Here is a 25987-nt window from a genome sequence, read left to right on the forward strand (position 1 = left end):
TTGGCGGGTATAGGCGGGTTTAGGCGGCCTGGCTGTTGGGTCTTCAACAGTTGCCTGGTGATCGGCTGACAGTGCCTGCCCGGTTCGGGGCAGTCGGAGTTTCAGGAACGATTTCGGTTTTACGATGCTCGGTTTTGTTCTTTGGCCGGTGAGGTTTCCGCTGAGGCCTTGGTCGCCTTTTTATCCGCGGCCAGAGAGCCGTGGTCGTGCGCATACACCCAGGTGAATTCGGCCCCCAGCAAAAAGATCTGCGCCGAGTAATACACCCACAGCAGCAACACTACCAGTGAGCCAGCCGCGGCGAAGGAGGAGGTCACGCTGCTCTTGCCGATGTACAGGCCGATCAGCGCCTTGCCGATTTCAAACAGCACGGCCGTGACGATGGCGCCCACCCAGACGTCGCGCCAGCCGACGGCAGCCTGCGGCATGAGCTTGAAGATCATGGCGAACAGCACGACGGCCACCCCCAGGGACACCATGCTGTTGAGAATTTGCAGCAGGGCTTCCACGCCGGGGAAGAGCCCCGTCATCCAGCCGCCGAGCGCGGCCAGGCCCGCGCTGATGACCAGCGACACCGCCAGCAGGAAGCCCAGGCCGAGGATGAAACCAAACGACAGCAGGCGCGCGCGCAGGGTGCGCCAGATACCTTTGGTTTTCTGCGCGGGCGGCACGTCCCAGACGCGGTCCAGCGCGCTTTGCAGTTCGGCGAACACGGTGGTTGCGCCGATCACCAGCACCACGAGGCTGGCGGCCGTGGCCAGCAGGCCCTTGGCCGGCTTGTGCGCGCTTTCGATCAGCGCCTGTATGCCCAGCGCGCCGTCGCGGCCTATCAGGCCGGAGAGCTGGCCCACGATCTCGCCTTGCACCGCTTCGCGGCCCCAGACAAAACCAGCCACGGCAATCACGATCAGCAGCAACGGCGCAATGGAGAACACCGTGTAATAGGAAATCGCCGCGCCCATGCTGGGGGCGTAGTCGTCCAGCCAGGCCGTGACCGACTTTTTCCCCAACTCGTAAAAATGTTTGAGCTGCACCTTGCCGCCTTGCCTTGCTGCCGGAGTGGGTGGCTTTCTCGCGGCCGCAAGCCCTTTCGCCATGAGTATTGCCAAGGCCCGGCCGCGGCGCCGTCGGCCCGCAGTCCGGGCGGCTGTAGGCGAGGGGCGATTTGGGGCCTATGTCCGACGCCCCCACAAGGTGTTTCACCTGCGCGCGAGCCTGGACAGGCGCTGCTTCGCATAATGGTCCGGCGCAAACCGATTCCCCATCGCGGCCCCGCGATGGTCCCTTCACTTTTTAATGGAGAAGCCCATGGCCCAGTACAAGATCGCCGTCGTCGTCGGCAGCATTCGCAAGGATTCGTTCAACAAAAAGCTCGCGAGGGCGCTGGAAAAGTTATTCCCCGCGGACTTCAGCTTCACCCATGTGCGCATCGACGACCTGCCGCCCTACAACCAGGACGATGACGGCAATCCGGCGGCTGAAGTGACCCGGCTCAAGGGCGAGATCAAGGCCGCGCAGGGCCTGCTGTTCGTCACGCCTGAGTACAACCGCTCGATTCCCGGCGTGCTGAAGAACGCGATCGACCATGCCTCCCGGCCTTACGGCCAGAGCGCCTGGGACGGCAAGCCGGCCGGCGTGATAGGCGCGTCGGTCGGCGCCATCGGCACGGCGCTGTCGCAGCAGCACCTGCGCAACATCCTGGCCTACCTGAATGTGCCCACGCTGGGGCAGCCTGAAGCTTTCATCCATAACAAGGAGGGGCTTTATGAGGCTGATGGCAGCCTCAGTGAGGGGAGCCGGAAGTTTTTGCAGGGATGGGTGGATGCTTATGTTGTTTGGGTTAAGAAGCATGCCTGAATGGTTTGGCCGGTCTTGCTCTGGCCTTTGCGCTCTCTGCTGAGGGCGGTTGGCCGGGGTCGCCCGGCATGCGACTCACTTTTTTTGCTTCGCCAAAAAAAGTAAGCAAAAAAAGGCGACCCGCAGTCTGGGTCCCTACGCTTCGCTTCGGGCAACCTGCGGTGCTCGACTACGGCGGGGTCTCGCGCAAACTCGCTTCGCTCAGACAAGCGCGATCCCTGATCCGCCTACGTCTGTGCTCCTCGGCCCAGCCAGGACGGGGCAGTCGGGAGCGGGGACCGAATGCCAATACCAAAACTTATTGCTCCCTCTCGCTCTGGGAGAGGGTTGGGGTGAGGGCTCGCGGCCTTGGCCACTTGTCGTCGTCAGAACGGCGTGTCGCCTTCAATCGTGGTGCGGTAGAGCTTGCGGCGCAGGTGGTCGGGGGTGCCTGCTGCCAGGTGGGTGACGGATCGGTTGTCCCAGAAGACCATGTCGTGCGGCTGCCATTGGTGGCGGTAGATGAGTTCGGCGCGGGAGGTGTGCTCGAACAGTTCGCTCAGCAGCGCGGTGCTTTCATCCTCCGGTATGTCGAGGATGCGGGTGGTGAAATGCTCGCTGACAAACAGCGCCTTTCGGCCGTTCTCGGGGTGGGTGCGCACCACGGGGTGGACCACCGGCTTGACCTCTTCAACTTGCTCCTGCGTGAGCTTGGGCCGCCAGGGATTGCGGCTGCGCAATTCTTCGTATTTGGCGAGGTAGGTGTGTTCGGCGCGCAAGCCCTCAACAGCCGTCTTCAGCGCGGCGGGGAGGGTGTCCCAGGCGGTGTGCTGGTTGGCGAACAGGGTGTCGCCGCCTTCGGCGGGTAGCTCTTGTGCGTGCAGCAGCGAACCCAGGCTGGGTTTGTCCTTGTACGAAAGGTCGGAGTGCCAGAAGTGGCCGGCGTCGCCCAGGCCTATGGGCTCGCCGTTTTCCTTGATGTTGGAGACGATCAGGATTTCCGGGTGGTTCTGCAGCTGGAAGTTTTTCAGCACGTGGATTTGCAGCGGGCCGAAGCGGCGGCTGAAGTCGACATGCTGCTGCGGCGTGATGCGCTGGTCGCGGAACACCAGCACATGGTGATCCAGGTGGGCACGGTGGATACGGCTGAAATCGGCGGGGCTGAGCGGTTTCGAGAGGTCCAGGCCCAGCACTTCGGCGCCCAGCGGGGCATCAAACGGCCGGATCTCGATGGAGGAGGGGGTGTGCTGTGTTGTTGCGGCCGCATTTACGCGGTCGTCCGGAGCCAAAGTCGCTGACATCTTCACCTTTCTTGTTCATGCCTGTGCCCGTGAGCGGGGACAAGCGTTGAGTGTAGGGACACGCCGGCCCAAAGTGAACTACTTGTTCGTCATTAAATAATTACCGGGCGGATGTGGTGCACGCATTTGGGAGCGCCATGAAAAAAGCCCGCACATGCGGGCTTTGTTTGGTGCGCGATGCACCAGGCTCAGGCGGCCAGGGCGGATTTTTCCTGGTTTGCTGCGGGCGCTTGCGTGTGCGTCACGATTTCAATCTGCGCTGCGGACAGCGCGGCGGCCTTGGCGGCTTCGCCCATGGCCAGGCCTTCGGCGCGCACAAAACGCACGTCGGTGATGCCGAAGAAACCGAACACCACTTTCAGGTAGCTCTCCTGGTGTTCCATGGCCGTCATGGCTTCGCTGGTCGAATACACGCCGCCGCGGGCCGAGGCCACGATCACGGTCTTGCCGCCGGCCAGGCCCATGGGGCCTTTTTCGGTGTACTTGAAGGTGCGGCCGACTTGCGCGATGCGGTCGATCCAGGCCTTGAGCTGGCTGGGAATCGCGAAGTTGTACAGCGGTGCACCCACCACGATCACGTCGGCCGCCAGGAACTGGCTCACCAGCGCTTCGGACACGGCGTTTTCGCGCTTCTGCACGTCGCTAAAGGCGGTGTCGGCGGGCATGCGGAAGCCCAGCGATTCGGCCGAGAGGTGGGGCGGCGTGTCGGCGGCCAGGTCCAGGTAGCTGACTTCGGTGCCGGGGTGGCCGGCGCGCCAGGAGGCCACGATTTGCGCGGTGAGCTGGCGGGAAACCGAATTGCCGCTCAGGATGCTGGAGTCGATGTGGAGAAGCTTGCTCATGATGGGATTCCTTGCTGAAAGAGTTGTTGAGGGTTGTTGAATCAGGTTTTCAGGCCGTATTCACCTTGAATCGCAGCCATGGATAGATTGTGCGGATGAGTCGATTGATTGATAAGTCGGTAAAATTGCGATAGATTGTTCTACTTGTAGGACAATGATTCGTCATCAAGGCCAACACTCAGCCAACTCAGGCAGGTGCTCACGGAAGGACGGCTCCCCATGCAAGACCTCAACGACATGCTGTATTTCGCCGAAGTGGTGGAGCGCGGCGGCTTTGCCGCGGCCGGCCGCGCACTGGGCTTGCCCAAATCACGGCTGTCGCGCCGCGTGGCCGAACTGGAGTCAAGGCTGGGCGTAAGGCTTTTACAGCGCACCACGCGCAAGCTGTCGCTTACGGAAGTCGGTGAAATTTATTTGCGCCACTGCAGCACCATGCGTGACGAGGCGCTGGCCGCTTCCGAAGCCGTGGCGCAAATGCAGGTCGAGCCGCGCGGTACCCTGCGCATCACCTGCCCGGTGACGCTGGCGCAGGGCTCGGTGGGCTACCTGGTGCCGCGCTATATGGAGCTGTACCCGCAGGTACGCATCGACATGCGCGTGACCAACCGCGTCATCGACCTGGTGGAGGAGGGCATAGACATTGCGCTGCGCGTGCGCCCTACGCTGGAGGACAGCGGCAGCCTGGTGATCAAGAACCTGGGCTCCGGCGGCGGCCACCTGCTGGCCAGCCCGGCCCTGCTGCAGCGCCAGGGACGGCCCGAGAAACCCGAAGACCTGCTCAAGCTCGACACGGTGTCCATGTCCTGGGCCGACGGGCGCTCGTCCTGGCGGCTGCTGGGCCCCGGTGGCAAGGAGTTCGTGCTGCATCACCAGCCGCGCTACGTCGCCGACGACCTGCAGACCTTGAAGCTTGCGGTGCTGGCCGGCACAGGCATGAGCTTTTTGCCTGATTCCATGAGCGCGGCCGAGCGGCAGGCCCAGTTGCTGGTGCCCGTGCTGCCGGACTGGGCGCTGCCCTCCGGCGTGGCGCACGCGGTGTTCACTTCGCGGCGTGGGCAGGTGCCGGCGGTTAGGAGTTTTCTGGATTTTTTGGGGGAGAGGATGAGAGGGGATTCTTTGGTTTGAGGTTTTGGCCTCAAAGGCCCAGTTGTGTCTGTCCTTGTTCCGGCGGGGCGCTCTCCTCTGAGGGTTGCTGGCCGGGGTTGCCGGCAGCAACTCACTTTCTTTTGCTTCGCCAAAAGAAAGTAAGCAAAGAAAAGGCGACCCGCAGTCTGGGTCCCTACGCTTCGCTACGGGCAACCTGCGGTGCTCGAGCCAAGCGGGGTCTGGCTAAACTCGCCTTCGGCTCAAACAACGCCAGCCCTGATCCGCTTGTCTCTGCGCTCCTCGGCCCAGCCAGGACGGGGCAATCGGGAGCGGGAGCGGGAACAGAAGACAGAAATACAAAGAAGATAAAGAAGACAAATACAAACAAGGACTCGCCGTGGCGAGTCCTTGTTTCTTCAGGTATTCGGTATTGGTATTCCTTCCCCACCCCTTGTGGATGCGCCGAGGAGCGGAGGTTCAGACGGATCAGGGATCGCGTTGTTTGAGCGAAGCGAGTTTAGCGAGACCCCGTCTGGACCGAGCACCGCAGGTTGCCCGTAGCGAAGCGAAGGGACGCAGCAACCAGGGTCGCCTTTTCTTTTGCTTACTTTTCTTTTGGCGAAGCAAAAGAAAAATGAGTAGCTGCCGGGCTACCCCCGGCCAACAGCACTCAGAGAAGGGCGCACCGTCAGAACAAGACAAAACCTTCCGTTATGCACAAATCCAAATAAATTAAGAGCAATATATTCTTTTGAGTTTTAACGTCCGCTCCCCACAATGCTTTGATCAAGCAACCTCAAGGAGCAAACCATGGCAACCCTCAGACTCGGCGACATCGCCCCCGACTTCACCCAGGACTCCACCGCAGGCAAGATTTCCTTCCACGAATGGGCCGGCGACTCATGGGTTGTGCTGTTTTCGCATCCCGCTGATTTCACCCCCGTCTGCACTACCGAGCTCGGCAAGACCGCTGCGCTGAGCGGTGAATTCGCCAAGCGCAACGTCAAGCCCATCGCGGTCAGCGTCGATCCGCTGGAATCCCACGGCAAATGGGTCAACGACATCAACGAGACGCAGAACACCACGGTGAACTTTCCCATCCTGGCGGATGCCGACCGCAAGGTGGCCGGCCTCTACGACATGATCCACCCGAACGCCTTGAGCACCGGCCCCACGGCCACCGTGCGCAGCGTGTTCATCATCGACCCGAAGAAGGCCATCCGCACCACCTTCACCTATCCCGCCAGCACGGGCCGCAACTTTGACGAGATCCTGCGTGTGATCGACTCGCTGCAGCTGACCGATGGCTACAAGGTGGCGACGCCGGTGAACTGGAAGGACGGCGACGACGTGATCATCGTGCCCAGCCTGCAGGACCCGGCTGAACTGGCCCAGCGTTTTCCCAAAGGGTTCAAAGCCGTGAAGCCCTATCTGCGCATCACACCGCAGCCTAATAAGTAATCAAGCCGACGGATTCACGCGAAGTGCGCTTCATCATTGTTCCCGGCTGGCGCGACTCCGGTCCCGGCCACTGGCAAAGCCTGTGGGCTGAACGCCTGGGCAATGCGGTGCGCGTGCGGCAGGACGACTGGATCACGCCTTCGCGCAAAGCCTGGGTGGCGTCTATCGCCAACACCATCCAGTTGCAGAAGGAGCCGGTGGTGATCGTCGCGCACAGCCTGGGCTGCATCGCGACGGCGCATCTGCCGCCTGAAGCGGTCGAACGCATCCAGGGCGCCTTGCTGGTGGCACCGGCCGATCCGGAACGCCGCGCCGTGTTGAGCGACTTCGCGCCCGTGCCTTACCAGAAGCTGCCTTACCGCAGCGTGCTGGTGGCCAGCAGCAACGATCCCTTCTGTCCGGTGCGCCTGGCCGGCGCGTATGCCCGCGCCTGGGGCAGCGAGTTTGTGCGCCTGCAGGACGCGGGGCACATCAACGTTGAATCGGGCCACGGTGAATGGCCGCTGGGCATTGCCTTGCTGCAGTCGCTGGCCGGTGACGCTTCGCTTTCGGCGCCGCGGCTTGATTTTTCTTCTCCGCAGATATCTTCCTCTTCTTCTTTCGGATCCCTGGAAACGGCATGACTTCCCCAAAATTCAAAATCGCACTTGCGGCCCTGGCGCTGGCAACGAGCGGTATCTCCCTGGCGCAAACGCAAACGCTGCTCAACGGTTCTTATGACGTCGCGCGTGAGTTCTACAAAGACTACAACGCGGCCTTTATCGCCCACTACAAAAAAACCACCGGCAAGGACGTCAAGATCGACCAGTCGCATGCGGGCTCCAGCGCGGTGGCGCGTTCGGTGGCTGACGGGCTTGACGCCGACGTGGTCACCATGAACACCTCAACAGACGTGGACTTCCTGGCCAATGCCGGTGTGGTCGCCAAGGACTGGACGAAGAAGTTCCCGGACAATGCCTCGCCCACCACCTCGACCATGCTGTTCCTGGTGCGCAACGGCAACCCCAAGGGCATCAAGGACTGGGACGACCTGATCAAACCCGGCATCCAGGTCATCGTGGTCAACCCCAAGACCGGCGGCAACGGCCGCTACGCCTACCTGGCCGCCTGGGGTTATGCCAAGAAGAAGGGCGCGAGCGACGCGCAGGCCGCCGAGTTCGTCGGCAAGTTCTACAAAAACGTGCCGGTGCTGGGCAAAGGCGGGCGCGATGCGACCACCGTGTTCCTGCAGCGCAATATCGGTGACGTGCTGATCACCTTCGAGTCCGAGGTGCTGTCGGTGAACCGGGAATTCGGCGAAGGCAAGGTGGACGCGATTTACCCGTCCATCAGCATCGTGGCGGAAAACCCGGTGGCGGTGGTCGAGCGCACCGTGGCCAAGAAAGGCACGGCCGAACTCGCCAAGGCCTACCTGAGCTACCTCTATTCGGAAGAAGGCCAGGAGATCGCCGCGCGCCACGCGCTGCGCCCGCGCTCGCAGGCCGTGCTGAAAAAATACGCCAGCACCTTCAAGCCGCTGCAGCTCTTCACGGTGCAGGAAGTGTTCGGCAGCCTCGGTGAAGCGCAAAAAGTGCACTTCAACGACGGCGGGCAGTTCGACAAGCTGTACACCGTCAAGTAAGCCTCGCCATGACCGCCTTGTCTTCTGTGGCGCCGCCTTCCGCGGTGGTGCCGGGTGTTGCTGCGGGCAGCAAAAGGGCCGCCAGGCGTGTGCTGCCCGGTTTCCGGCTGACGCTGGGCTATACCGTCCTGTACCTGAGCCTGATCGTGCTGATCCCGATCTCGGCGCTGTTCTTCAAAACCTTCACGCTGAGCTGGGAGCAGTTCGTCACCGCCGTCACCTCGCCGCGCGTGCTGGCGTCTTACCGGCTTACTTTCGGCGCCTCGCTGATCGCGGCGCTGGTCAACCTGGTGTTCGGCCTGCTGCTGGCCTGGGTGCTGGTGCGCTACAAGTTTCCGGGCAAAAAAATCGTCGATGCGCTGGTCGACCTGCCTTTTGCGCTGCCCACGGCCGTGGCCGGCATTTCGTTGACGGCCTTGCTGGCCGGCAACGGCTGGATAGGCCAGTACCTGGAGCCCATGGGCATCAAGCTGGCCTTCACGCCGGCCGGCGTGGTGATCGCGCTGATCTTCATCGGCCTGCCGTTTGTGGTGCGCACGGTGCAGCCGGTGCTCGAAGACGCCGAAAAAGAGCTTGAAGAAGCCGCGACCTCGCTGGGCGCCACGCGCCTGCAGATCTTCACCAAGGTCATCCTGCCGCACATCACGCCGGCCTTGCTGACCGGTTTTGCCATGGCGTTTGCGCGCGCGATCGGCGAATACGGCTCGGTCATCTTCATCGCCGGCAACATGCCCATGATTTCCGAGATCACGCCGCTCATCGTCATCGGCAAGCTGGAGCAGTACGACTATGCCGGCGCCACCGCCGTGGCCGTGGTGATGCTGCTGGTGTCCTTTGTGCTGCTGCTGGTGATTAACGGCCTGCAAGCCTGGCAACGCCGTAATGCGGGAGCCCCAGCATGAGTGCGGCTTCCCCCATCAATCGCCGCGTCCGCGCCGGCACCACCGAAGCCCCCTGGGTGCGCTACACGCTGGTAACGGTAGCACTGCTCTTTGTGCTGCTGTTCCTGGTATTGCCGCTGGCGGCTGTGTTTACCGAGGCCTTGCGCAAGGGCTTTGGCGCCTACCTTGCCGCGCTGCGCGAACCCGACGCCTGGTCGGCCATCAAGCTGACCTTGATTGCCGCCGTGATCGCCGTGCCGCTAAACCTTGTGTTTGGTGTGGCAGCGGCCTGGGCCATCGCCAAATATGAGTTCCGCGGCAAATCGGTCTTGACGACGCTGGTCGACCTGCCGTTTTCGGTCTCGCCCGTGGTGGCCGGCCTCATCTATGTGCTGATCTTCGGGGCGCAGGGCTGGTTCGGCCCCTGGCTGCTGGCGCACGACCTCAAGATCATCTTTGCCGTGCCCGGCATTGTGCTGGCCACCGTGTTCGTGACCTTTCCCTTCATCGCGCGCGAACTGATCCCGCTGATGCAGGCGCAGGGCAACGACGAAGAGCAGGCTGCCATCGTGCTGGGCGCGACCGGCTGGCAGACTTTCTGGCACGTCACGCTGCCCAACATCAAGTGGGGCCTGATCTACGGCGTGATCCTGTGCAATGCGCGGGCCATGGGCGAGTTCGGCGCGGTGTCGGTGGTCTCGGGCCACATACGCGGGCAGACCAACACGCTGCCGCTGCACGTCGAAATCCTCTACAACGAATACCAGTCGGTGGCCGCCTTCGCCGTGGCTTCGCTGCTGGCCATCCTGGCGCTGGTCACGCTGGTCATCAAGTCGGTGGCCGAATGGCGCCACGAAGCCGAGATGAAAGCCGCAGCGGATTTGCCGCCTGAACGCCCGCAGGCCATCGCAGGCGTCGCCGCCCGCTAAAGGAACACACCATGAGCATCGAAATCCGCAACGTCAGCAAACATTTTGGCGACTTCCAGGCGCTCGGCGACGTCAGCCTGGACATTCAATCGGGCGAGCTGGTCGCCTTGCTGGGCCCCTCGGGCTGCGGCAAGACCACCTTGCTGCGCATCATCGCCGGGCTGGAGAACGCCGATCGCGGCAGCATCCTCTTCAGCGGCGAAGACACCACCGACGTGCACGTGCGCGAGCGCCAGGTCGGTTTTGTGTTCCAGCACTACGCGCTGTTCCGCCACATGACGGTCTTCGAGAACGTGGCCTTCGGCCTGCGCGTCAAGCCCCGCGGCCTCAGGCCCAGCGAGGCGCAGATCAAGGAAAAAGTGCACTCGCTGCTCAACCTGGTGCAGCTTGACTGGCTTGCCGACCGCTTTCCCTCGCAGCTTTCGGGCGGGCAGCGCCAGCGCATCGCCCTGGCGCGCGCGCTGGCGGTGGAGCCCAAGGTGCTGCTGCTCGACGAACCCTTCGGCGCGCTGGATGCCAAGGTGCGCAAGGAGCTGCGCCGCTGGTTGCGCCGCCTGCACGACGACCTGCACGTCACCAGCATTTTTGTGACCCACGACCAGGAAGAGGCGCTGGAGGTGGCCGACCGCGTGGTGCTGATGAACGCCGGCAAGGTCGAGCAGATAGGCTCGCCGCAGGAGGTCTGGGACCATCCGGCCAGCCCCTTCGTCTACGGCTTTCTGGGCGACGTCAACCTGTTCCACGGCCGCGCCCATGAGGGCGAGGTGCAGCTCGAAGGCATGCGCCTCAATTCCCCCGAGCATGCCGGCGCGCAGGACGCCAAGGCCTTTGCCTATGTGCGCCCGCACGACCTGGAGGTGCAGCGTTATGCGCCCGGCGCCGAAGGCATCGTCGCGCACCTGGAACGCGCCATCGTCATCGGTCCCATCGCGCGGCTGGAACTGATCCCCGCCGAAGGCTACGAACAAAAAGGCAATGTCACGGGCGACGCCATCATCGAAGCCCAGATGCCCTCGCAGCAGTTCAAGGACATGGGCTTGCGCGAAGGCGACATGCTGGTGGTGACGCCGCGCAAGGCGAGGGTGTTTGTGGAGGGGTAATTGCGGCTGCGTGCAGGCAGCTGGTGATGCAGATCGAATCTTGCCCGGCTTCAACCAATATGCTGCTGCAAACCTTCGACCAATGCGTCGAAGCTTACACGGCAACGCGGGCTGTGGCGCAGGTCTTCGTGCATGGTCAGCCAGGTTTCGAGCTTGAAGGACAACTCGCCAGGCAGAACCCGCACCAGGGCGGGGTCACGCGCCGCCAGCGCTGACTGGCACACGCCAATGCCGGCGCCGGCGCGTATCAGTGCCAGTTGCGCGAGGTCGCTGTCGGTACGTGTGGCAAACGCCGTCCGTTTCCATGCGGGAAAGGCTTTGCGCGCCGAACGCAGGAAGGGTGTCTCTTCGTCAAACCCAATCAGCGCATGCTGGGCCAGGTCGGTTGATGACTGCGGCGTGCCGCGCGCGGCCAGGTAATCGCGGCGTGCGTAGAGACCCAGTTCCACTTCGCCCACGCTGCGAGCGATCAACAGGTCCTGCTTGGGCTGTGTCATTCGCACGGCAATGTCGGCTTCGCGTTGCAGCAGGTCCTGCACGCGGTTGGTCAGCACCAGTTCGATGGTCAGGCCCGGGTGCTTGCGCTGCAATTGCGCGACGATGGGTGGCAGCACTTCAACACCGATGACTTCGCTCACCGTGACCCGCACCGTGCCGCGCACACCATCACCCTGGCTCTCGGCGGCGCGGCGCAGGGCGGCTGCGGCGCTGGCCATTTCTTCGGCGAAGGGCCGCAGTCCCAGCGCGGCTTCGGTCGGCGCAAAACCGGTTTGTGAGCGCGTGAACAGCGCCAGGCCGAGCGACTTTTCGAGTGAGGCGACATGGCGTCCGACCGTAGGCTGTGCCACCCCCAAAGACCGTGCCGCACCTGAGAGCGAACCCTCGTGCAGCACCCCTAAAAATGAGCGGTAAAGCTCCCAGCCAGCATCTTCTTCCATACAAAAATGTATAGCCGTTACCCTGCTTTAGTCAATTCCATTTTGATGCCCCGAGGCTCAGAATTTCCTCATAGCAACTTTTTTGGGGAATGACATGAGCAGCAAACAAGGCAAATCAAGCACAGCACTGGTGTTGGGCGCAACCGGTGGCATCGGCGGTGAAGTTGCGCGGCAACTCGAGGCGGCAGGCTGGCAGGTTCGCGCGCTTCGCCGTGGCGAACCGCAGCCGGGCGAACAACGCGGCGGCATCACCTGGCTTCGTGGCGATGCGATGAATCCCGGTGATGTCATGGCTGCGGCACAAGGCTGCGGCGTGATAGTCCACGCGGTCAATCCGCCCGGCTACCGTCGCTGGGGCGAGCTGGTGCTGCCCATGCTGGACAACACGATTGCGGCCGCCCGGGCGCAGGGCGCGACGGTCGTGCTGCCCGGCACGGTCTACAACTACGGACCGGACGCATTTCCCAGCCTCCGGGAGGATTCACCGCAGCACCCGCAAACTGCCAAAGGTGCGATTCGCGTGCAGCTCGAGCAGCGGCTCAAGGACGCGACCAGCGGCAGTGGCCAGAGCCGCTGCCGGGTGATCATCGTGCGCGCGGGGGATTTTTTCGGGCCGGGTGCCGGTAACAGCTGGTTCTCGCAAGGCCTGATTCGGCCCGGCGCTCCGGTGCGCAGTGTGAAGCTGCCTGGCAAACCTGGCGTCGGTCACCAATGGGCCTATTTGCCGGATGTGGCGCGTACCATGGTTGCCTTGCTGGCACGGCGTGACGTTCTGCCTGCATTTGCAACATTCCATATGAACGGCCAGTGGGACGCCGACGGCCGCCAGCTGGTTGATGCGATCTGCCGTGTCGTCGCACGGCGCGGTGGCCCTCGGCCGTCCATCAGATCCTTTCCCTGGTGGGCGGTGACGCTGGCCGCGCCCTTTGTTGAAACTCTGCGCGAGCTGCGCCGGATGCGCTACCTCTGGAACACGCCGGTACGCATGGACAACGCCTCCCTGGTGGCGACGCTCGGTGCGGAGCCGCACACGCCGCTAGATATTGCCGTGGAAGAAACGCTGCAAGGGCTGGGCTGCCTTGGTGCGCCTGGCGGGGATTTCAACCAGGGTGTTGCGCGCCTTGGCTGATGCAAGCCAAGCTCAGCCTTTTGATGTCGTCAAACGCTTTCGGTCAGGCGAGGTCGGCTTGGAGGGGGGCCGGGCTACTGGCTCGCGCCAAACCTGATCGCCGACCTGGCCCGCGCCCGTTCGGCCTCGACTTCCCGATTGCGCGGCTCGGCGTTGGTCACCAGCGAGCGGATCAGGACCCGCGCCGAGGCCGCAACTTCTTCCACCGCGCGTTCAAACGCGGCCTCGTTGGCCTTGGACGGCACGTTGAACCCGCTGAGCTTTCTGACAAACTGCAGCGAAGCGTCACGGATTTCCAGCTCCGTGGCCGGCGGTTCGAAGTTGAACAAGGTCTTGATGTTGCGGCACATGGCGGGTTCGTTTCCTATTGCTGTTCCTATGGCTGTTCGGCCGGCTTGATGACCACGGATTCGGCCGAAGCGACGAAGGGCCCATGGTAAACCGCCTCGATGTTGTTGCCGTCCGGGTCCAGCACAAAGGCCGCATAGTAGCCCGGGTGGTATTTGCGTTCGCCCGGCGCGCCGTTGTCGGTACCGCCAGCCGCCAGGGCGGCTTCGTAAAAGGCTTTGACCTCCGCATGGTCCTTGGCCCGGAAGGCCAGGTGAACGTGCGAGGTCGAGCCGTCGGCCTGGTCCATCCACAGTTCGTCGGCCGAGAAATGGTCATCGGCTTCCTGGATGGCGCCTTCCTTGTTCAGTGACTTGAGTACGGCGCGGTAAAAGCGCTTGCTGGCCGCCAGGTCGTGGGCGCGCAGGTGTACATGGTCTATGAGTCGTCCGCGGTGTATTTCCATCGTTCCGTCCTTTCCGGTGCTTGCAGGTTTTCAGCGGATCACGCCGGGCATCAGCGCCTCGGCGATCGCGATGTGGTTGCCGTCGGGGTCGGTGATCATCACCGTGCGGACCTTGTCGCTGGAGCTTTTCTGGCTGGTGTCTATGCCCAGCTTTTCCAGGTGTTCGATTTCCGGCTCAAGGTCGTTGACGGCCAGGGTCAGCGAGCCTTCGCCGGCGCGCTCGGGCAGTTCATAGACCTGCAGGCCGCCGCCGCGCTGGAACTGCCATTCGCCGACTTCGGGCATGGGGCGGCTGGCTTTGGCGTCCAGCAGTTTTTCGTACCAGGGCAGGGACGTGGCCAGGTTGCGGACGGCGACGCTGGCAAGGGCGTTTTGCACCATCATGATGGATCTCCGGGAGTTTGCGGTCCTGAAAATCTACGCCCGCCGGGGCGCCCCTGCTGTAGGACAAGTGCTGGCAAATGATGCTGAAGAGGCGGCGAAGATTTTGCCCCGCATGGATGCTGCAAGGGAACTTATCGGCCACCGAACGCCCGAACCCCTGGACCATTCATAATCCACCCAGAAAAAGAGGGATCCCCTGATGTTTTTGACCTATTTCGACGCCATGCCGCGCCGCCTGCTGGTGCTGGTCGCCGCGGCCTGTGTGGCCATGCTGGCTTTTGGCCTTTACCTGCAGCACGTCGTCGGGCTGGAGCCTTGCCCCATGTGCATCGTGCAGCGTTACGCGCTGGTGCTGGTGGCGGTGGTGGCGGCCGTGACCGCCATCGCCAAAAGTCGCGGCTTCCTGGTGGCCGGTTCGGGCCTGATGGTGCTGCTGGCCGGTTTCGGCGCATTTGTCGCGGCGCGCCAGAGCTTTTTGCAGTGGTACCCGCCGGAGATCGCCTCTTGCGGCCGCGATTTTTACGGAATGATCGAGACCTTCCCGCTCAAGCGCGCCATTCCCATGATCTTCAAGGGCAGCGGCGACTGCACCAAGATCGACTGGACCTTTCTGGGCGGCTCGATTGCCAACTGGTCCTTTGTCTGTTTTGTGGTGATTGCGCTTGTAGGGCTGTTGCTGGTGGCCCGCCTGCTGCGCAAGCGCTAAGTCCGGCTGCTCGCGACAAGCCTGGCTGGCGCAAGTCCTGCGATTGAGCCTGGCTTCCCGCATTCGAAGTCAGGCATCCACGACGCTGATATTGTCCTGGCTCACGGTCACGTTCAAGGTGTTGTTGCCGGGATCACGCACCTGAACCGTGATGGATATCTGCAGCGGTTGGGTGGTCTTGTAGACCGTCAAGGTCTGGTAGCCCTCAGGGACCACCTGAACCTTGCCGAATGGAACGCCGTTGACTCCCCAGCGTAGCGCCCCCACGGTCACTGCCGTCACATTTTCCTGATCTGTTCCGCCCACGATATTGACGCTGGTTGTTGGCAAAAAGTTTCCCTCAAGTTGCCAAGAGGGTGAAGCCAATTTAGGGCCGCGGGAGCGGTAAAGCCATTACAGGGCATTACGGACGTGGTTCCCGGGATGCGCTGCACACCTTGAGGAGACACGGGAGGGTGAATCAGGCGATGGTCAGCCCGCCGTCCAGGATGAACTCGCTGCCGACGGCATAGGTCGATTCATCGGAGGCCAGGAACACCACGGCCTTGGCGATCTCCACCGGTGAGCCGAAGCGGTGCAGCGGGATCACGGCCGTCAAGCCGTCCTTCATCTGCTGCAGCGCGTCGGCCGGCAGGCCCAGCTTGCCGTAGATGGGAGTCGTCACGGTGCCCGGGCTGACGGTGTTAAGCCGTATGCCGCGGGCAATCAGTTCGCCGGACAGCGTTTTGGCCAGCGAAACCAAACCGGCCTTGGTCGCCGAGTAGACGCTGGAGGCCGGCATGCCCAGGTGCGCATTCACCGAGCCGTTGAGGATGACCGAGGCCGGGTTTGCAAAAGTGCCCAGCAAGGCCTGCAGCAAAAAGAAGGGCCCTTTGAAGTTGACGGCCATGGAGCGGTCAAACGCCGCCTCGTCCCAGGCTTCAAGCGGCATGAAAACTCCGATGCCCGCGTTGATGAAGGCCACGTCGAGCTGCCCGAACGCGTCTCGCACCTGCTGGGCCAGTTTGACCTGCATCTGAAGATCGCCCGCGTCGGTTTTCGAGAAGAGGGCGTCGCCGCCGAGCTGCCGGCGTGCCTCGGCCAATGATTCGTCGCTGGACCCGGTCACCATGACCCGCGCGCCTTCCGCTAGAAACTGTCTGGCCGTTTCAAGGCCTATGCCCGAGGTGCCGCCTGTCACCAGCGCGCGCTTGTTGTGCAATCTGTTCATCAAAAATTTCCTGGAATGTGAGGTAGCAAGTACCGGTATTCCAAGCGTAGGTCTGGCCGGGGTTCAAAGCTCGCCGGTTCCGGACATGCGTTTGGCCTGGCAAATTGCTCAAGGACTCCTTTAGGCGACCCTTTTGGAGGGTAAATCTTGTGGCCGGGAGTCGAATCGATATACTGTACATAAATACAGTATTTACCCAGGTTTGACCCTCTCGCCATGCCTTCGCCAACCCCCGCAGCCCGCGCCTTGCCGGACTTCGCCAACGCCCATGTATGGCGTGCCGGCGAACTCGGCGGCGCGAGTGTGCAAACCGTCGCCACGGGATATGCTGCGCTGGACGCCGTGCTGCCCGGCGGCGGCTGGCCGCAGGGGGCCTTGATCGAACTGCTGCAGCCCCAGGCCGGCGTGCATGAATGGGGCCTGGTGGCGCCGGCCCTGGCGGCCTTGCAGTCCCGGGCCCGCGAATTGGCGGTGCTGGTGGGTGCGCCCTGGCTGCCTTTCGGCCCGGCGCTCGGCGCGCGCGCCCTGGACATGCGGCGCCTGCTGAGTATCCAGGGCAAGCCCGGCGATGCGCCTTCGCTGCTGTGGGCTACGCGCGAAGCCCTGCAATGTGCCGATGTGCACTGCGTGCTGGCCTGGCTGCCCGACGCGCGCAGCGCGCACTTGCGGCGTCTGCAGATCGCGGCGCATGCGCACCACAAGCTGCTGTTTGTCTTCCGGCCCTTGCGGGCGCAGCACGAATCCTCGCCCGCGCCGCTGCGTTTTCGGGTGGAGGGCGTGGCCGGCGAGGCGGGCATGCTGCGGGTTGATGTGTTCAAGCGGCGCGGCCCGCCGCTCGCCGCGCCGCTGCTGTTGGACACCCGACCGGCCCGGCTCGCCGCGCTGCTGGCGGCCAGCCGCGAAAGGGCGCGGCGCCAGCGCGAGGAAGCCGGTGTTCCGGCGCCTCTGTTGCTGCCTTCGCTGGTGTCGCTTCCCCTCAGTTCACCCCGGAGTCCCATCCATGCGCTGCTGGATCGCATTGCACATCTCGACCATCACTGAGCCGGGTGCCGCGGGCCGGCCAGTGCTGGACGCCGCCGCCGTGCAGCGGGCGGCGGCCAGCCTGGCGCTGGGCCTGACGCCGCGCGTGGCGCTGGTCGACGAGGCGGTGCTGATGGACGTGACGGGCAGCCTGCGCCTCTTTGGCGGTCTGGCGCGGCTGATGCAGTTGCTGGCGCAACGCCTGGCCGTCTTCTTTGATGAGAACGGGCTGCAGGCCGAGGTGCAACGCGCGCAGGGCGCGACTTCGCTGATCGCGCTGGGCCGTTTGCGCTTGCAGGAGGAGGGCGCCGCCGCCGTGAAAAAGCGTGTGGCCGAGTTGCCCATGCACACGCTGACGGCCGCCCGCCCGCACCTGGGTGTGCTCGAGCGCATAGGCTGCCGCACCTGGGACGACCTGCTGCGCCTGCCGCGCGACGGCGTGGCGCGGCGCTTCGGCGCGGAGTTGCTGCAGGCGCTGGACCGCGCCCGCGGCAGCGCGCCCGACGACTATGAATGGCTGGTACTGCCCGGGCACTTCGAGGAAAAACTCGAGCTCAATGCGCTGGTCACCCACGCCCCCGCGCTGATGGCCGGTGTGGAGCGGCTGCTGGTGCAGCTGCATGCCTGGCTGCTGGGCCGCCAGAGCGGGATTTGCGCCCTCAAAATCACCTGGCACCTGGACAAGCGCCGAGACGTGCCGCCCACCGGCCAACTCGAAGTGCGCACGGCCCAGCCCGCGCAAGACCTGCGCCATGTGGCGCGCCTTATCTCCGAACACCTGGCGCAGCAAAAACTGCCGGCGCCGGTGCACAGCCTGAGCCTGCAATCGCTGACCACCGAGCTGCTGGCCGACTCGGCCGCCGCCACCGGCAGCCTGCTGATGGAGGCGCGCAAGCAGGGCGACAGCGCGGTGGAACTGGTCGAGCGCCTGAGCGCCCGCCTGGGCGATGCGCGGGTGCAGGCCTGGCAGCCTTGCGCCGACCACCGGCCCGAACTGATGCAGCGCTGGGTGCCGGCCCGGGGCGTGATGGCATCGATCAGCGCACAGCTGAATCCTGTGCGGCCCGGCCGCAAGCGCTCCAAGGCGGGCGTGTCCCCCGAGACCAGAACCGAAGCCCTGTACCCGGCCTGGCTGCTGCCTGAGCCGATCAAGCTGGCCACCGCCGGCAATAACCCGGTCTACCAGGGCCGGCTGCGCCGCCTGGCCGGGCCGCAGCGGCTGGAGGCCGCCGAATGGCTGCTGGCCGACAGCGAGGCCGCGCGCGACGCCGGTTTGTCTGAAAAACCGTGGGCGCTGCGCGACTACTTCATCTACCGCAGCGAGCAGGGCGGCCTGCTCTGGGTTTACAGCGAGCGCCTGGGCGCCACGCCCGAAGCCGCGCGGCAGCGTGCCTGGTACCTGCACGGTTTTTTTGCCTGAGGCCGCACGCATGTCCGTCCACGCACTGCCCGATTACGCCGAGCTGCATGCGCTGAGCAACTTCAGCTTCCAGCGCGGCGCCTCGCATGCCGAGGAACTGGCCGAGCGGGCCTCCGAACTGGGCTACCAGGCGCTGGCCGTCACCGACGAATGCTCGGTCGCCGGTGTCGTGAAGGCGCATGAGGCGGCCCGGGCGCACGGGCTCAAACTGCTGCCGGGGGCGGAATTCCTGGTGCAGGCGGCTTATGCCTTCAGGCTGGTGGTACTGCCCCGCAACGCGGCGGGCTGGGGCAACCTCTGCGAGTTCATCACGGAGGCGCGCCGCGCCGGCGACGAGATCGAGAAAGGCAGTTACCGTGTCGCACTCGGCGAAACCGATTTTTCGCGCCTGGGCGATTGTGAAATCTTGCTGTCGCCTTTGCCCGATGCCATCGAGGGGGAGGCGCTTGGCGCGCACGCGGCCTGGGCTGTAGGGCTGTTCGGCCAAGGCGCCTGGCTGGCCGTGGAACTGCAGCAGGGCCTGGACGACGCGCTGCGCCTCGAGCAACTGCAGCAGGTAGCGGCGCGCACCGGCATACGCCTGGTGGCGGCCGGCAACGTGCTGATGCACAAGCGCTCGCGCAAGCCGCTGCACGACGTGATGACGGCCATCAAGCTGGGCCGGCCGGTGCATGAATGCGGCTTTGCGCTGCAGGCCAATGCCGAGGCGCATCTGCGCCCGCGCATGCGGCTGGCCGGCATTTACCCGGCCGCGCTGCTACGCGCCACGCTGGAGGTGGCGGCGCGTTGCCGGTTCAATCTTGACGAGATCCGCGACCTGTACCGCTACCCCCGGGACGACATGGTGCCGCCGGCCGAGACGCCGGCGCGCTGGCTCAGGCGGCTGACCTGGCAAGGGGCCCATACACGCTATCCGCGCGGCATCCCCCACAAGATCCGCCGGCAGCTGGGCTTCGAACTGGCGCTGATCGAAGAGCTCGAATACGAGATGTTCTTCATCACCGTGCATGACATCGTGCGCTTTGCAAGGCAAGAGGGAATCCTGTGCCAGGGCCGCGGCTCGGCAGCCAATTCGGCGGTGTGCTTTTGCCTGGGCGTCACGGCCATCAACCCGGCGGAAAGCAAGCTGCTGTTCGAGCGTTTCATCAGCCGCGAACGCCGCGAGCCGCCCGACATCGACGTGGACTTCGAGCATGAGCGGCGCGAAGAGGTCATCCAGTACATCTACGGCAAGTACGGCCACGACCGCGCCGCCATCGCCGCCACCATCATCAGCTACCGTCCGCGCAGCGCGATCCGCGACGTCGGCAAGGCGCTGGCGATGGAGCCCGAGCTGATAGACCAGTTCGCCAAAGAGCATTTCTGGTTTGACGGCAGCGAGGTGCTGGAAGAAAAAATCCGCCAGGCCGGCCTGGCGGGCAGGGAAGGGCCAGTGCTGCAGTGGCTGGACCTGTCGGCGCAGCTGATCGGCTTTCCGCGCCACCTGAGCCAGCATGTGGGCGGTTTTGTGCTCACGCAGGGCAAGCTCACGCGGCTGGTGCCGGTGCAGCCGGCCTCCATGGTGGACCGCCGCATCATCCAGTGGGACAAGGACGACCTGGAGGCCATGGGCCTGCTCAAGGTCGACGTGCTGGCGCTGGGCATGCTGTCGGCCATACGGCGCTGCCTGGCACTGGTGAACCAGACGCGCGGCACCCGGATCGAGATGCACCAGGTCAAGCCGGACGAGAAAACCTACGACATGATCTGCGAGGCCGACACGGTGGGCGTGTTCCAGATCGAGAGCCGCGCGCAGATGTCCATGTTGCCGCGGCTGCAACCGCGCAGCTACTACGACCTGGTCGTCGAGGTCGCCATCGTGCGGCCCGGCCCCATCCAGGGCGGCATGGTCCATCCCTACCTGAAGAACCGCGAAGCCCTCAGGCGGGGCGAAAAAATCGTTCCCGAATACCCGGCGCTCAACCCGGCCCTGGAGCGCACGCTGGGCATCCCGATTTTCCAGGAGCAGGTCATGCAGATCGCGATGATCGCGGCCGACTTCACGCCGGGCGAGGCCGACGACCTGCGCCGCTCCATGGCCGCCTGGAAGCGCAAGGGCGGGGTGGAGCGCTTTCACGGCCGCCTGGTGCAGGCCATGGTCAAGAACGGCTACAGCCCTGAATTCGCCGAGCGCATCTTCAGCCAGATCCTCGGCTTCGGCGACTACGGTTTTCCCGAAAGCCACGCCGCCAGCTTCGCCAAGCTGGTCTATGTGAGCTGCTGGTTCAAATGCCATGAACCGGCCTGTTTCCTGGCGGCCATGGTCAATTCACAGCCCATGGGGTTTTACACGCCGTCCCAGCTGGTGCAGGATGCCATTCGCCATCAAGTGGAAGTGCGCCCCATCGACGTGATGCACAGCCACTGGGACTGCACGCTGGAGCCGGGCGGTGTGTTGCCCAGAGGGGCCCAGCCGGCGGTGCGCCTGGGCCTGCGCCTGGTGTCCGGCCTGCGCGAAGACGCCGTGACCCGCCTGGTGGCGGCGCGGGCGCAAGCGCCTTTCTGCTCGACCGAAGACCTGGTGTCGCGCGCCGGGCTGGGCACGCTCGAAATCAACGCGCTGGCCGCCGCCGATGCCTTGCTGCGCCTGTCGGGCCACAGGCGCCAGCAGGTGTGGGATGCCTCGGCCATCAAGCCGGCGCCGCGCCTGCTCAAGTCCGTGCCCACGCATGAAACCCCGCTGGCCCTGCCCGACACGCCCGAAGGCGAGAACATCCTGTTCGACTACCAGGCCACCGGCCTCACACTGCGGCGCCACCCGGTCGCGCTGTTGCGCGAGAGGCTGGCGCGCAAGGGCCTGCTGAGCGCCAGCGAACTCAATGCCTTGCCCGACGGCGAAGAAGTGGCCGGCTGCGGCATCGTCACCGTGCGCCAGCAGCCGCAAACCGCCAAGGGCACCGTCTTCGTCACGCTGGAAGACGAAACCGGCCCGGTCAACGTGATCGTCTGGAAATCCCTGCGCGAAGCCCAGCGCGCCGAACTGCTGCATTCGCGCCTGCTGGCGGTCTATGGCGTGTGGCAGCGCAGCGAGGAAAGCGGCACCGCCAAAGGTTATGGCGCGGTGCGCAACCTGGTGGCGCACCGGCTGGAAGACCTCACGCCGCTGCTGGGGCGGCTGGGGACCTCCAGCCGCGACTTTCATTGAATGCGGTTCGGGGCTGCTTGCTCAGGAGGCGGCGTACAGCGCGTGTTCCCGGCGCGCATCGTCCAGCAACTTGTGCACTTCCTCATCCGTGGCTTGGGGGAAGTGCCGGTACCACTGGCTCACGGCGCCGAAATCTTCGGGCCGGGCCGGGCAGACGACGTCCGTAACCTGCTCCTCCAGGCTGCGGCATCCCTGCACGGAGCCGACCGGCACGGCCACCACTAGGGCGTGCGGGTGCTGCTGCCGGATCGCCAGCACGGCCGCCTGCAGGGTGGCGCCGGTGGCCAGCCCGTCGTCCACCACGATGACGGTACGGCCCATGATGGAGATAGCGGGCCGCTGCCGGCGGTACAGCTGCTCACGCCGCACCAGTTCCGCTTCCTCCCGGGCAATCAAGGCTGCCATGGCCTGCGGCTGGGGCGCCGCGCCCGGCAGCGGGTTCATCACCCGCACGCCGCCGCTGGCGATAGCCCCGATGGCGTATTCCTCATGCCCCGGATAACCGAGTTTGCGCACCACGAAGATGTCCAGCGGCGCGCCGAGTTCGCGGGCCACCTCGCGCCCCACGGCCACACCGCCGCGCGGCAGGGCCAGTACCAGCAGGTTGGGGTGTCCGCGATAAGGGGCCAGGGCGCCGGCCAGCAGGCGCCCGGCCTGGGCGCGGTCGAAGTAGGGCAGCGCGAAATCCGTCATGCGGCAGGCTCCTGCTGTCGGCGGCCGGAATACATGAAAGGAGGGGGAAGCGCTGGAACGTGCGGGTTTGCCATGAAAAATCTCCGGACAAGCCCCAGGCTAGAAAGGCGGGCCTGGCCGCCTTGTCGGAAGCTTCCCATTCCCATGTAGGAATACAGCAGGCACGGCAGGAGGGTGCCGTGCGAGGCCATCGCTTCGTTGCCCTTGCCCGGGCCTGCGGCGGCCTGGCGTTTCAGCGCTTTCGCGCTTCGTCGGCTTCCGCCGCGCTCTGCTGCATGGCGTGCTCCAGCAGCTTGCTGTAGTTCTCCAGTTTTTTATACAGCAGGCGCACTTCCAGCGCGTTGTGGATGCGCGTCTTGACTTCGACCAGGTCAAACGGCTTGCTGATGAAATCCTTGGCACCGGCCTGCAAGGCGCGCAGCTTGTGGGCCGGCTCCGCGGTCAGCACGATGACCGAGAGGTATTTGTCCTGCTTGTCTTCCTTCAGCGCCTCCATCACCTGGAAGCCGTCCATGCCGGGCATTTTCAGGTCGAGCAGGATCAGGTCGTAGCGATGCTCCGCGTGCAGCGCGGCCACTTCGAGCGGGTTGGTGGTGGAACTGACCTGGGTGTAGCCGGCGCCCGCCAGCAACTGCTCAAGCAACTGCACATTGACGGGCTGGTCGTCCACGATCAGGATGCTGCCGTTCAGGATGTCGAATTCGGTGTTCATGCGGTCTTCTCCGGAAAGGGGGCCGGCCTGGGCCGCGTTTTGGAAAACTTCAGCGCCAGGTCCAATGTCTCCATGAACGCCTGGATCTTGATGGGCTTGGTCAGGTAGTGGAAGAATCCGGCCTCCATGCCTTTTTCAATGTCGCGCGGCATGGCGTTGGCGCTGAGTGCCACCACCGGAATATGCGCCGTCAGCGGGTCCGCGCGCAGAACCTGCACGGCCTTGATGCCGCTGATGCCTGGCAGGTTGATGTCCATCAGGATGACGTCGGGCTGCTCGACCTTGGCCATCGCGATGCCGCTGATACCGTCGCGGGCGGACAGCAGCCGTATGTCGGAGCGGCGCGCGATGAGGTCTTCCACCAGCATCAGGTTGGCCGGGTTGTCTTCCACATACAACAGGGTGTGGGCGTAGGGCGCTGCCGGCACCTGGCTTTGCAGGGCAAGCGGCAGGGGCGCCTGGTCCGGATGCAGCTCGCGCTCTTCGGTGATGTCCATCTCGATCCAGAACACGCTGCCCTGGCCGACGGTGCTCTCCACGCCGATGGCGCCGCCCATCAACTCGATCAGCCGCTTGGTCATGACCAGGCCGATGCCGGTGCCTTGTTCGGTATTGGCCTCCTGGCCCAGGCGGTTGAAGGGCTGGAAGAGCTGGGCGATCTTGGCCGGGTCCAGGCCTTCGCCGGTGTCTTCCACGCAGATGCGGATGCGCTGGAGCGGGATGTCCACGCACTTGAGCGTCACCGCCCCGTCGCTGGTGTTGTACTTGATCGCGTTGGACAGCAGGTTGACCAGCACCTGCTTGAGCCGCGTGCGGTCAGCCTTGACGAAGCAGGGCAGGGGAAATGTCGGAAAGGTCACGCGGATGCCGCGCTTGCCGGCCTGCGATTCAACCAGGGTTTCGCATTCGAGCATGACTTCAGCCAGCGACACAGGTTCCAGCGACAGCGACAGCTTGCCGGACTCGATCAGCGCCAGGTCCAGGATTTCGTTGATCAGCTCCAGCAAATACCAGCCGGCCTGCAGGATCTGGTCGACGCTGCGTTTTTGCGAGGGCGTGGGCTGCGGCGTGCCGGATTCGATCAGCTGCGCAAAGCCGAGGATGGCGCTGAGCGGCGTGCGCAGCTCGTGGCTCATGCTGGACAGGAAATCCGACTTGGCCAGGTTGGCTTTTTCGGCCACCGCCATCGCCTCCTTCAAGGCCACTTCGACCTGCTTGCGCACCGAGTTGTCGGTGCCGATCAGCAGGTAGCCGATGATGGTGCCGAAGTCGTCGCGCAAGGCGGTGATGGACACGATGGCCGGAAAGCGGCTGCCGTCCTTGCAGATATAGGTCAGCTCGTAAATGTCTTCAATGCCGCGCGAGGCCTTGAAAGCCAGCGCTTCAAAGCCCGGCGTGATGGTGGTGGCGAGCTCCAGGCTCAGCGCCTGCGCCCGGGCCATCACTTCCTGCGGGTCGTGGATGTCGCTGGGATTGATCTTGTTGACGACCTCGGCGGCCATATAGCCCAGCATGCGCTCGGCGCCGACGTTGAAGAGCTGGATGATGCCTTTTTCATCGGTCGCGATGATGGAAAAATTTTCACTCGTCAGGATGGCCGTCTGCAGCGCGCCGGTTTTGAGCAAGGCCTCCTGGCGCTTGACTTCGATGCCGTCGGCTTTGGCGAGCGCATCAAGGGCGCTCAGGCTGGGAAGGGGTGACATCGGCCATGTTCCTGTAAAAGTAACGACGGATCGTGCTGGGTGGCGCCGCTGGGCGGCGTATCTACGATCCTGGCCGGGGGGGAGTGAAGTCTCTGGAAGACTCCGGCAGTGTACAGCGCGTGGCCGGGAAGCCCTTGCGCCGGTGCAGACGAGCCCTAGCTGTTCGCCCGCCGGTAAAACGCCAGTGAACCGGCCAGCGCCAGCAGTGCGCCGCCGCAGGCACGGTCTATCCAGCGCGTGGCCGAAGCCTTGAGCAGGCGAATCGCCTTCGCGCCGATAAAGGCGTAGGCGAACATGACGGAAAAATCGATGCCCGCGAATACCAGTGAAATCGCAAGGTACTGCGGCGCCTGGGCGGCCGCCGGGTCTATGAACTGCGGCAGCAGGGCCGAGCAGAAAAGGTAGCCTTTGGGGTTGGTCACCGCCACCAGGAAGGATTTCATGAAGATCGCGCGGCCGCCGTGCTGCGTGCCGGGGGCGCCCTCGGCGGGGATTTCAAACCCGCCGCGTGAACGCAGCAGGCGCAGGCCCAGCCAGGCTAGGTAGGCCGCACCGGCCCACTTGAGCACTGAAAACCAGAACTCGGAGGCCGCCAGAAGCGCCCCCAGGCCCAGGGCCACCGCGCCCACCAGCACAAAATCGGACACCACCGCGCCCAGCATGCCGGGCACGGAACGGCGCACGCCGTAGCGCGAGCCGTTGGCCAGCGCCAGCAGGACCGTGGGGCCGGGCGTGGCGATGGCCACCAGCGCGACGACGGAAAAAAGCAGCAGGGTGGTGGTGTTCATGCGGCTGCCTCACAGCCTTCGGGCTTGTAGACACGCTCGGTCGAGGGTGGGTACTTGGCCAGCTTGCCGGCCGGGCGGCGCGGCCGGACGGCGAATTCACCGCCGCAATTGGGGCAGACGCCCTTGAGTTTGGTGTCGACGCAATCGGCGCAGAAGGTGCATTCGAAAGTGCAGATGCGCGCGTCGGGCGATTCGTTGGGCAGGTCGCGGTTGCAGCATTCGCAGTTGGGGCGGAGTTGGAGCATGGGGG

The 25987-nt window shown here is 64.5% G+C and carries 27 protein-coding genes; 13 read left to right on the forward strand and 14 right to left on the reverse strand.

Annotated elements, in window-relative coordinates; genetic code table 11:
- Positions 1 to 119 precede the first annotated feature (119 nt).
- Complete coding sequence (locus AC1D0O_RS00975) at positions 120 to 1097, reverse strand: YihY/virulence factor BrkB family protein (RefSeq protein ID WP_477651687.1); 978 nt, start codon at positions 1095 to 1097, stop codon at positions 120 to 122.
- A gap of 211 nt (positions 1098 to 1308) precedes the next feature.
- Here AC1D0O_RS00975 and AC1D0O_RS00980 point away from each other — a divergent pair, with 211 nt between their 5' ends.
- The gene (locus AC1D0O_RS00980; protein ID WP_477651688.1) at positions 1309 to 1857 is read left to right on the forward strand and encodes an NADPH-dependent FMN reductase; all 549 of its coding nucleotides are present in this window, start codon (positions 1309 to 1311) and stop codon (positions 1855 to 1857) included.
- A 365-nt stretch (positions 1858 to 2222) separates the two neighbouring features.
- On the opposite strand, the gene AC1D0O_RS00985 is transcribed toward AC1D0O_RS00980, so the two are convergent.
- Positions 2223 to 3137 carry a TauD/TfdA dioxygenase family protein gene (locus AC1D0O_RS00985; RefSeq protein WP_477651689.1) on the reverse strand — a complete coding sequence of 305 codons (915 nt, stop codon included), beginning with the start codon at positions 3135 to 3137 and terminating at the stop codon, positions 2223 to 2225.
- A gap of 188 nt (positions 3138 to 3325) precedes the next feature.
- Positions 3326 to 3979 carry an FMN-dependent NADH-azoreductase gene (locus AC1D0O_RS00990; RefSeq protein ID WP_477651690.1) on the reverse strand — a complete coding sequence of 218 codons (654 nt, stop codon included), beginning with the start codon at positions 3977 to 3979 and terminating at the stop codon, positions 3326 to 3328.
- A gap of 219 nt (positions 3980 to 4198) precedes the next feature.
- Here AC1D0O_RS00990 and AC1D0O_RS00995 point away from each other — a divergent pair, with 219 nt between their 5' ends.
- The 7 genes from AC1D0O_RS00995 (at position 4199) to AC1D0O_RS01025 (ending at position 11057) form a co-directional block, all read left to right on the forward strand.
- Positions 4199 to 5104: a LysR substrate-binding domain-containing protein gene (locus tag AC1D0O_RS00995; protein WP_477651691.1), complete on the forward strand. Its 906-nt coding sequence runs from the start codon at positions 4199 to 4201 to the stop codon at positions 5102 to 5104.
- A 771-nt stretch (positions 5105 to 5875) separates the two neighbouring features.
- On the forward strand, positions 5876 to 6526 hold the full coding sequence (locus AC1D0O_RS01000; protein ID WP_477651692.1) for a peroxiredoxin: 651 nt from the start codon (positions 5876 to 5878) through the stop codon (positions 6524 to 6526).
- 23 nt (positions 6527 to 6549) lie between these two features.
- A complete protein-coding gene (locus AC1D0O_RS01005; protein ID WP_477651693.1) occupies positions 6550 to 7149 on the forward strand; it encodes an RBBP9/YdeN family alpha/beta hydrolase in 600 nt (199 codons plus the stop codon).
- Positions 7146 to 8147: a sulfate ABC transporter substrate-binding protein gene (locus tag AC1D0O_RS01010; protein WP_477651694.1), complete on the forward strand. Its 1002-nt coding sequence runs from the start codon at positions 7146 to 7148 to the stop codon at positions 8145 to 8147. The genes AC1D0O_RS01005 and AC1D0O_RS01010 overlap by 4 nt, the downstream gene beginning before the upstream one ends.
- 8 nt (positions 8148 to 8155) lie before the next feature.
- Positions 8156 to 9049, forward strand: coding sequence for a sulfate ABC transporter permease subunit CysT (gene cysT / locus AC1D0O_RS01015; RefSeq protein WP_477651695.1), 894 nt, complete (start codon positions 8156 to 8158; stop codon positions 9047 to 9049).
- Positions 9046 to 9957: a sulfate ABC transporter permease subunit CysW gene (gene cysW, locus AC1D0O_RS01020; RefSeq protein WP_477651696.1), complete on the forward strand. Its 912-nt coding sequence runs from the start codon at positions 9046 to 9048 to the stop codon at positions 9955 to 9957. Before cysT ends, cysW begins: the two co-directional genes overlap by 4 nt.
- A gap of 11 nt (positions 9958 to 9968) precedes the next feature.
- The gene (locus tag AC1D0O_RS01025) at positions 9969 to 11057 is read left to right on the forward strand and encodes a sulfate/molybdate ABC transporter ATP-binding protein (protein WP_477651697.1); all 1089 of its coding nucleotides are present in this window, start codon (positions 9969 to 9971) and stop codon (positions 11055 to 11057) included.
- 50 nt (positions 11058 to 11107) lie between these two features.
- Here AC1D0O_RS01025 and AC1D0O_RS01030 read toward each other — a convergent pair whose 3' ends face one another.
- Positions 11108 to 11995: a LysR family transcriptional regulator gene (locus tag AC1D0O_RS01030; protein ID WP_477651698.1), complete on the reverse strand. Its 888-nt coding sequence runs from the start codon at positions 11993 to 11995 to the stop codon at positions 11108 to 11110.
- 94 nt (positions 11996 to 12089) lie between these two features.
- Here AC1D0O_RS01030 and AC1D0O_RS01035 point away from each other — a divergent pair, with 94 nt between their 5' ends.
- A complete protein-coding gene (locus tag AC1D0O_RS01035) occupies positions 12090 to 13124 on the forward strand; it encodes an NAD-dependent epimerase/dehydratase family protein (protein WP_477651699.1) in 1035 nt (344 codons plus the stop codon).
- Between the two features lie 74 nt (positions 13125 to 13198).
- Here AC1D0O_RS01035 and AC1D0O_RS01040 read toward each other — a convergent pair whose 3' ends face one another.
- From AC1D0O_RS01040 to AC1D0O_RS01050, 3 genes are read right to left on the reverse strand one after another with little or no spacing between them, the layout of a single operon-like run.
- Positions 13199 to 13474, reverse strand: a complete 276-nt coding sequence (locus tag AC1D0O_RS01040) for a DUF2277 domain-containing protein (RefSeq protein ID WP_477651700.1) — start codon at positions 13472 to 13474, stop codon at positions 13199 to 13201.
- Between the two features lie 26 nt (positions 13475 to 13500).
- Positions 13501 to 13917 (reverse strand): VOC family protein, encoded by a 417-nt coding sequence (locus AC1D0O_RS01045; RefSeq protein ID WP_477651701.1) that lies wholly within the window; start codon positions 13915 to 13917, stop codon positions 13501 to 13503.
- 30 nt (positions 13918 to 13947) lie between these two features.
- Positions 13948 to 14301, reverse strand: coding sequence for a VOC family protein (locus AC1D0O_RS01050; RefSeq protein WP_477651702.1), 354 nt, complete (start codon positions 14299 to 14301; stop codon positions 13948 to 13950).
- Positions 14302 to 14500: 199 nt separating this feature from the next.
- On the opposite strand from AC1D0O_RS01050, the gene AC1D0O_RS01055 reads away from it, so the two are divergent.
- Positions 14501 to 15007 carry a disulfide bond formation protein B gene (locus AC1D0O_RS01055; protein WP_477651703.1) on the forward strand — a complete coding sequence of 169 codons (507 nt, stop codon included), beginning with the start codon at positions 14501 to 14503 and terminating at the stop codon, positions 15005 to 15007.
- Between the two features lie 69 nt (positions 15008 to 15076).
- Here AC1D0O_RS01055 and AC1D0O_RS01060 read toward each other — a convergent pair whose 3' ends face one another.
- On the reverse strand, positions 15077 to 15337 hold the full coding sequence (locus AC1D0O_RS01060; protein ID WP_477651704.1) for a hypothetical protein: 261 nt from the start codon (positions 15335 to 15337) through the stop codon (positions 15077 to 15079).
- Positions 15338 to 15467: 130 nt separating this feature from the next.
- Complete coding sequence (locus tag AC1D0O_RS01065; RefSeq protein ID WP_477651705.1) at positions 15468 to 16217, reverse strand: SDR family oxidoreductase; 750 nt, start codon at positions 16215 to 16217, stop codon at positions 15468 to 15470.
- A gap of 216 nt (positions 16218 to 16433) precedes the next feature.
- Between AC1D0O_RS01065 and imuA the strand changes: the two genes are divergently transcribed.
- Genes imuA through AC1D0O_RS01080 form a run of 3 tightly spaced genes read left to right on the forward strand, consistent with a single transcriptional unit; the run spans position 16434 to position 21841 of the window.
- Positions 16434 to 17258 (forward strand): translesion DNA synthesis-associated protein ImuA, encoded by an 825-nt coding sequence (gene imuA, locus AC1D0O_RS01070; RefSeq protein ID WP_477651706.1) that lies wholly within the window; start codon positions 16434 to 16436, stop codon positions 17256 to 17258.
- On the forward strand, positions 17218 to 18657 hold the full coding sequence (locus AC1D0O_RS01075) for a Y-family DNA polymerase (RefSeq protein WP_477651707.1): 1440 nt from the start codon (positions 17218 to 17220) through the stop codon (positions 18655 to 18657). Before imuA ends, AC1D0O_RS01075 begins: the two co-directional genes overlap by 41 nt.
- 10 nt (positions 18658 to 18667) lie before the next feature.
- Positions 18668 to 21841, forward strand: a complete 3174-nt coding sequence (locus tag AC1D0O_RS01080; protein ID WP_477651708.1) for an error-prone DNA polymerase — start codon at positions 18668 to 18670, stop codon at positions 21839 to 21841.
- A 21-nt stretch (positions 21842 to 21862) separates the two neighbouring features.
- On the opposite strand, the gene AC1D0O_RS01085 is transcribed toward AC1D0O_RS01080, so the two are convergent.
- From AC1D0O_RS01085 to AC1D0O_RS01105, 5 genes are all read right to left on the reverse strand, one after another.
- Positions 21863 to 22534, reverse strand: a complete 672-nt coding sequence (locus AC1D0O_RS01085; RefSeq protein ID WP_477651709.1) for a phosphoribosyltransferase — start codon at positions 22532 to 22534, stop codon at positions 21863 to 21865.
- A 232-nt stretch (positions 22535 to 22766) separates the two neighbouring features.
- Entirely contained in the window at positions 22767 to 23246 is a 480-nt protein-coding gene (locus AC1D0O_RS01090) for a response regulator (protein ID WP_477651710.1), read from the reverse strand.
- Positions 23243 to 24949, reverse strand: coding sequence for a PAS domain-containing hybrid sensor histidine kinase/response regulator (locus tag AC1D0O_RS01095; RefSeq protein ID WP_477651711.1), 1707 nt, complete (start codon positions 24947 to 24949; stop codon positions 23243 to 23245). The genes AC1D0O_RS01090 and AC1D0O_RS01095 overlap by 4 nt, the downstream gene beginning before the upstream one ends.
- A gap of 155 nt (positions 24950 to 25104) precedes the next feature.
- Positions 25105 to 25737 (reverse strand): LysE family translocator, encoded by a 633-nt coding sequence (locus AC1D0O_RS01100; protein WP_477651712.1) that lies wholly within the window; start codon positions 25735 to 25737, stop codon positions 25105 to 25107.
- Complete coding sequence (locus AC1D0O_RS01105) at positions 25734 to 25982, reverse strand: DUF1272 domain-containing protein (RefSeq protein WP_477651713.1); 249 nt, start codon at positions 25980 to 25982, stop codon at positions 25734 to 25736. Before AC1D0O_RS01105 ends, AC1D0O_RS01100 begins: the two co-directional genes overlap by 4 nt.
- Between the last annotated feature and the right edge of the window lie 5 nt (positions 25983 to 25987).

It is taken from the genome of Polaromonas sp. P1_F2 (assembly GCF_056405735.1).

Bases quoted from the DNA above. Each gene is read 5' to 3' on its own strand.
- AC1D0O_RS00975 (WP_477651687.1), bottom strand. From the start codon at position 1,097: ATGGCGAAAGGGCTTGCGGCCGCGAGAAAGCCACCCACTCCGGCAGCA.
- AC1D0O_RS00980 (WP_477651688.1), top strand. From the start codon at position 1,309: ATGGCCCAGTACAAGATCGCCGTCGTCGTCGGCAGCATTCGCAAGGAT.
- AC1D0O_RS00985 (WP_477651689.1), bottom strand. From the start codon at position 3,137: ATGTCAGCGACTTTGGCTCCGGACGACCGCGTAAATGCGGCCGCAACA.
- AC1D0O_RS00990 (WP_477651690.1), bottom strand. From the start codon at position 3,979: ATGAGCAAGCTTCTCCACATCGACTCCAGCATCCTGAGCGGCAATTCG.
- AC1D0O_RS00995 (WP_477651691.1), top strand. From the start codon at position 4,199: ATGCAAGACCTCAACGACATGCTGTATTTCGCCGAAGTGGTGGAGCGC.
- AC1D0O_RS01000 (WP_477651692.1), top strand. From the start codon at position 5,876: ATGGCAACCCTCAGACTCGGCGACATCGCCCCCGACTTCACCCAGGAC.
- AC1D0O_RS01010 (WP_477651694.1), top strand. From the start codon at position 7,146: ATGACTTCCCCAAAATTCAAAATCGCACTTGCGGCCCTGGCGCTGGCA.
- cysT (WP_477651695.1), top strand. From the start codon at position 8,156: ATGACCGCCTTGTCTTCTGTGGCGCCGCCTTCCGCGGTGGTGCCGGGT.
- cysW (WP_477651696.1), top strand. From the start codon at position 9,046: ATGAGTGCGGCTTCCCCCATCAATCGCCGCGTCCGCGCCGGCACCACC.
- AC1D0O_RS01025 (WP_477651697.1), top strand. From the start codon at position 9,969: ATGAGCATCGAAATCCGCAACGTCAGCAAACATTTTGGCGACTTCCAG.
- AC1D0O_RS01030 (WP_477651698.1), bottom strand. From the start codon at position 11,995: ATGGAAGAAGATGCTGGCTGGGAGCTTTACCGCTCATTTTTAGGGGTG.
- AC1D0O_RS01035 (WP_477651699.1), top strand. From the start codon at position 12,090: ATGAGCAGCAAACAAGGCAAATCAAGCACAGCACTGGTGTTGGGCGCA.
- AC1D0O_RS01040 (WP_477651700.1), bottom strand. From the start codon at position 13,474: ATGTGCCGCAACATCAAGACCTTGTTCAACTTCGAACCGCCGGCCACG.
- AC1D0O_RS01045 (WP_477651701.1), bottom strand. From the start codon at position 13,917: ATGGAAATACACCGCGGACGACTCATAGACCATGTACACCTGCGCGCC.
- AC1D0O_RS01050 (WP_477651702.1), bottom strand. From the start codon at position 14,301: ATGATGGTGCAAAACGCCCTTGCCAGCGTCGCCGTCCGCAACCTGGCC.
- AC1D0O_RS01055 (WP_477651703.1), top strand. From the start codon at position 14,501: ATGTTTTTGACCTATTTCGACGCCATGCCGCGCCGCCTGCTGGTGCTG.
- AC1D0O_RS01065 (WP_477651705.1), bottom strand. From the start codon at position 16,217: ATGAACAGATTGCACAACAAGCGCGCGCTGGTGACAGGCGGCACCTCG.
- imuA (WP_477651706.1), top strand. From the start codon at position 16,434: ATGCCTTCGCCAACCCCCGCAGCCCGCGCCTTGCCGGACTTCGCCAAC.
- AC1D0O_RS01075 (WP_477651707.1), top strand. From the start codon at position 17,218: ATGCGCTGCTGGATCGCATTGCACATCTCGACCATCACTGAGCCGGGT.
- AC1D0O_RS01080 (WP_477651708.1), top strand. From the start codon at position 18,668: ATGTCCGTCCACGCACTGCCCGATTACGCCGAGCTGCATGCGCTGAGC.
- AC1D0O_RS01085 (WP_477651709.1), bottom strand. From the start codon at position 22,534: ATGACGGATTTCGCGCTGCCCTACTTCGACCGCGCCCAGGCCGGGCGC.
- AC1D0O_RS01090 (WP_477651710.1), bottom strand. From the start codon at position 23,246: ATGAACACCGAATTCGACATCCTGAACGGCAGCATCCTGATCGTGGAC.
- AC1D0O_RS01095 (WP_477651711.1), bottom strand. From the start codon at position 24,949: ATGTCACCCCTTCCCAGCCTGAGCGCCCTTGATGCGCTCGCCAAAGCC.
- AC1D0O_RS01100 (WP_477651712.1), bottom strand. From the start codon at position 25,737: ATGAACACCACCACCCTGCTGCTTTTTTCCGTCGTCGCGCTGGTGGCC.
- AC1D0O_RS01105 (WP_477651713.1), bottom strand. From the start codon at position 25,982: ATGCTCCAACTCCGCCCCAACTGCGAATGCTGCAACCGCGACCTGCCC.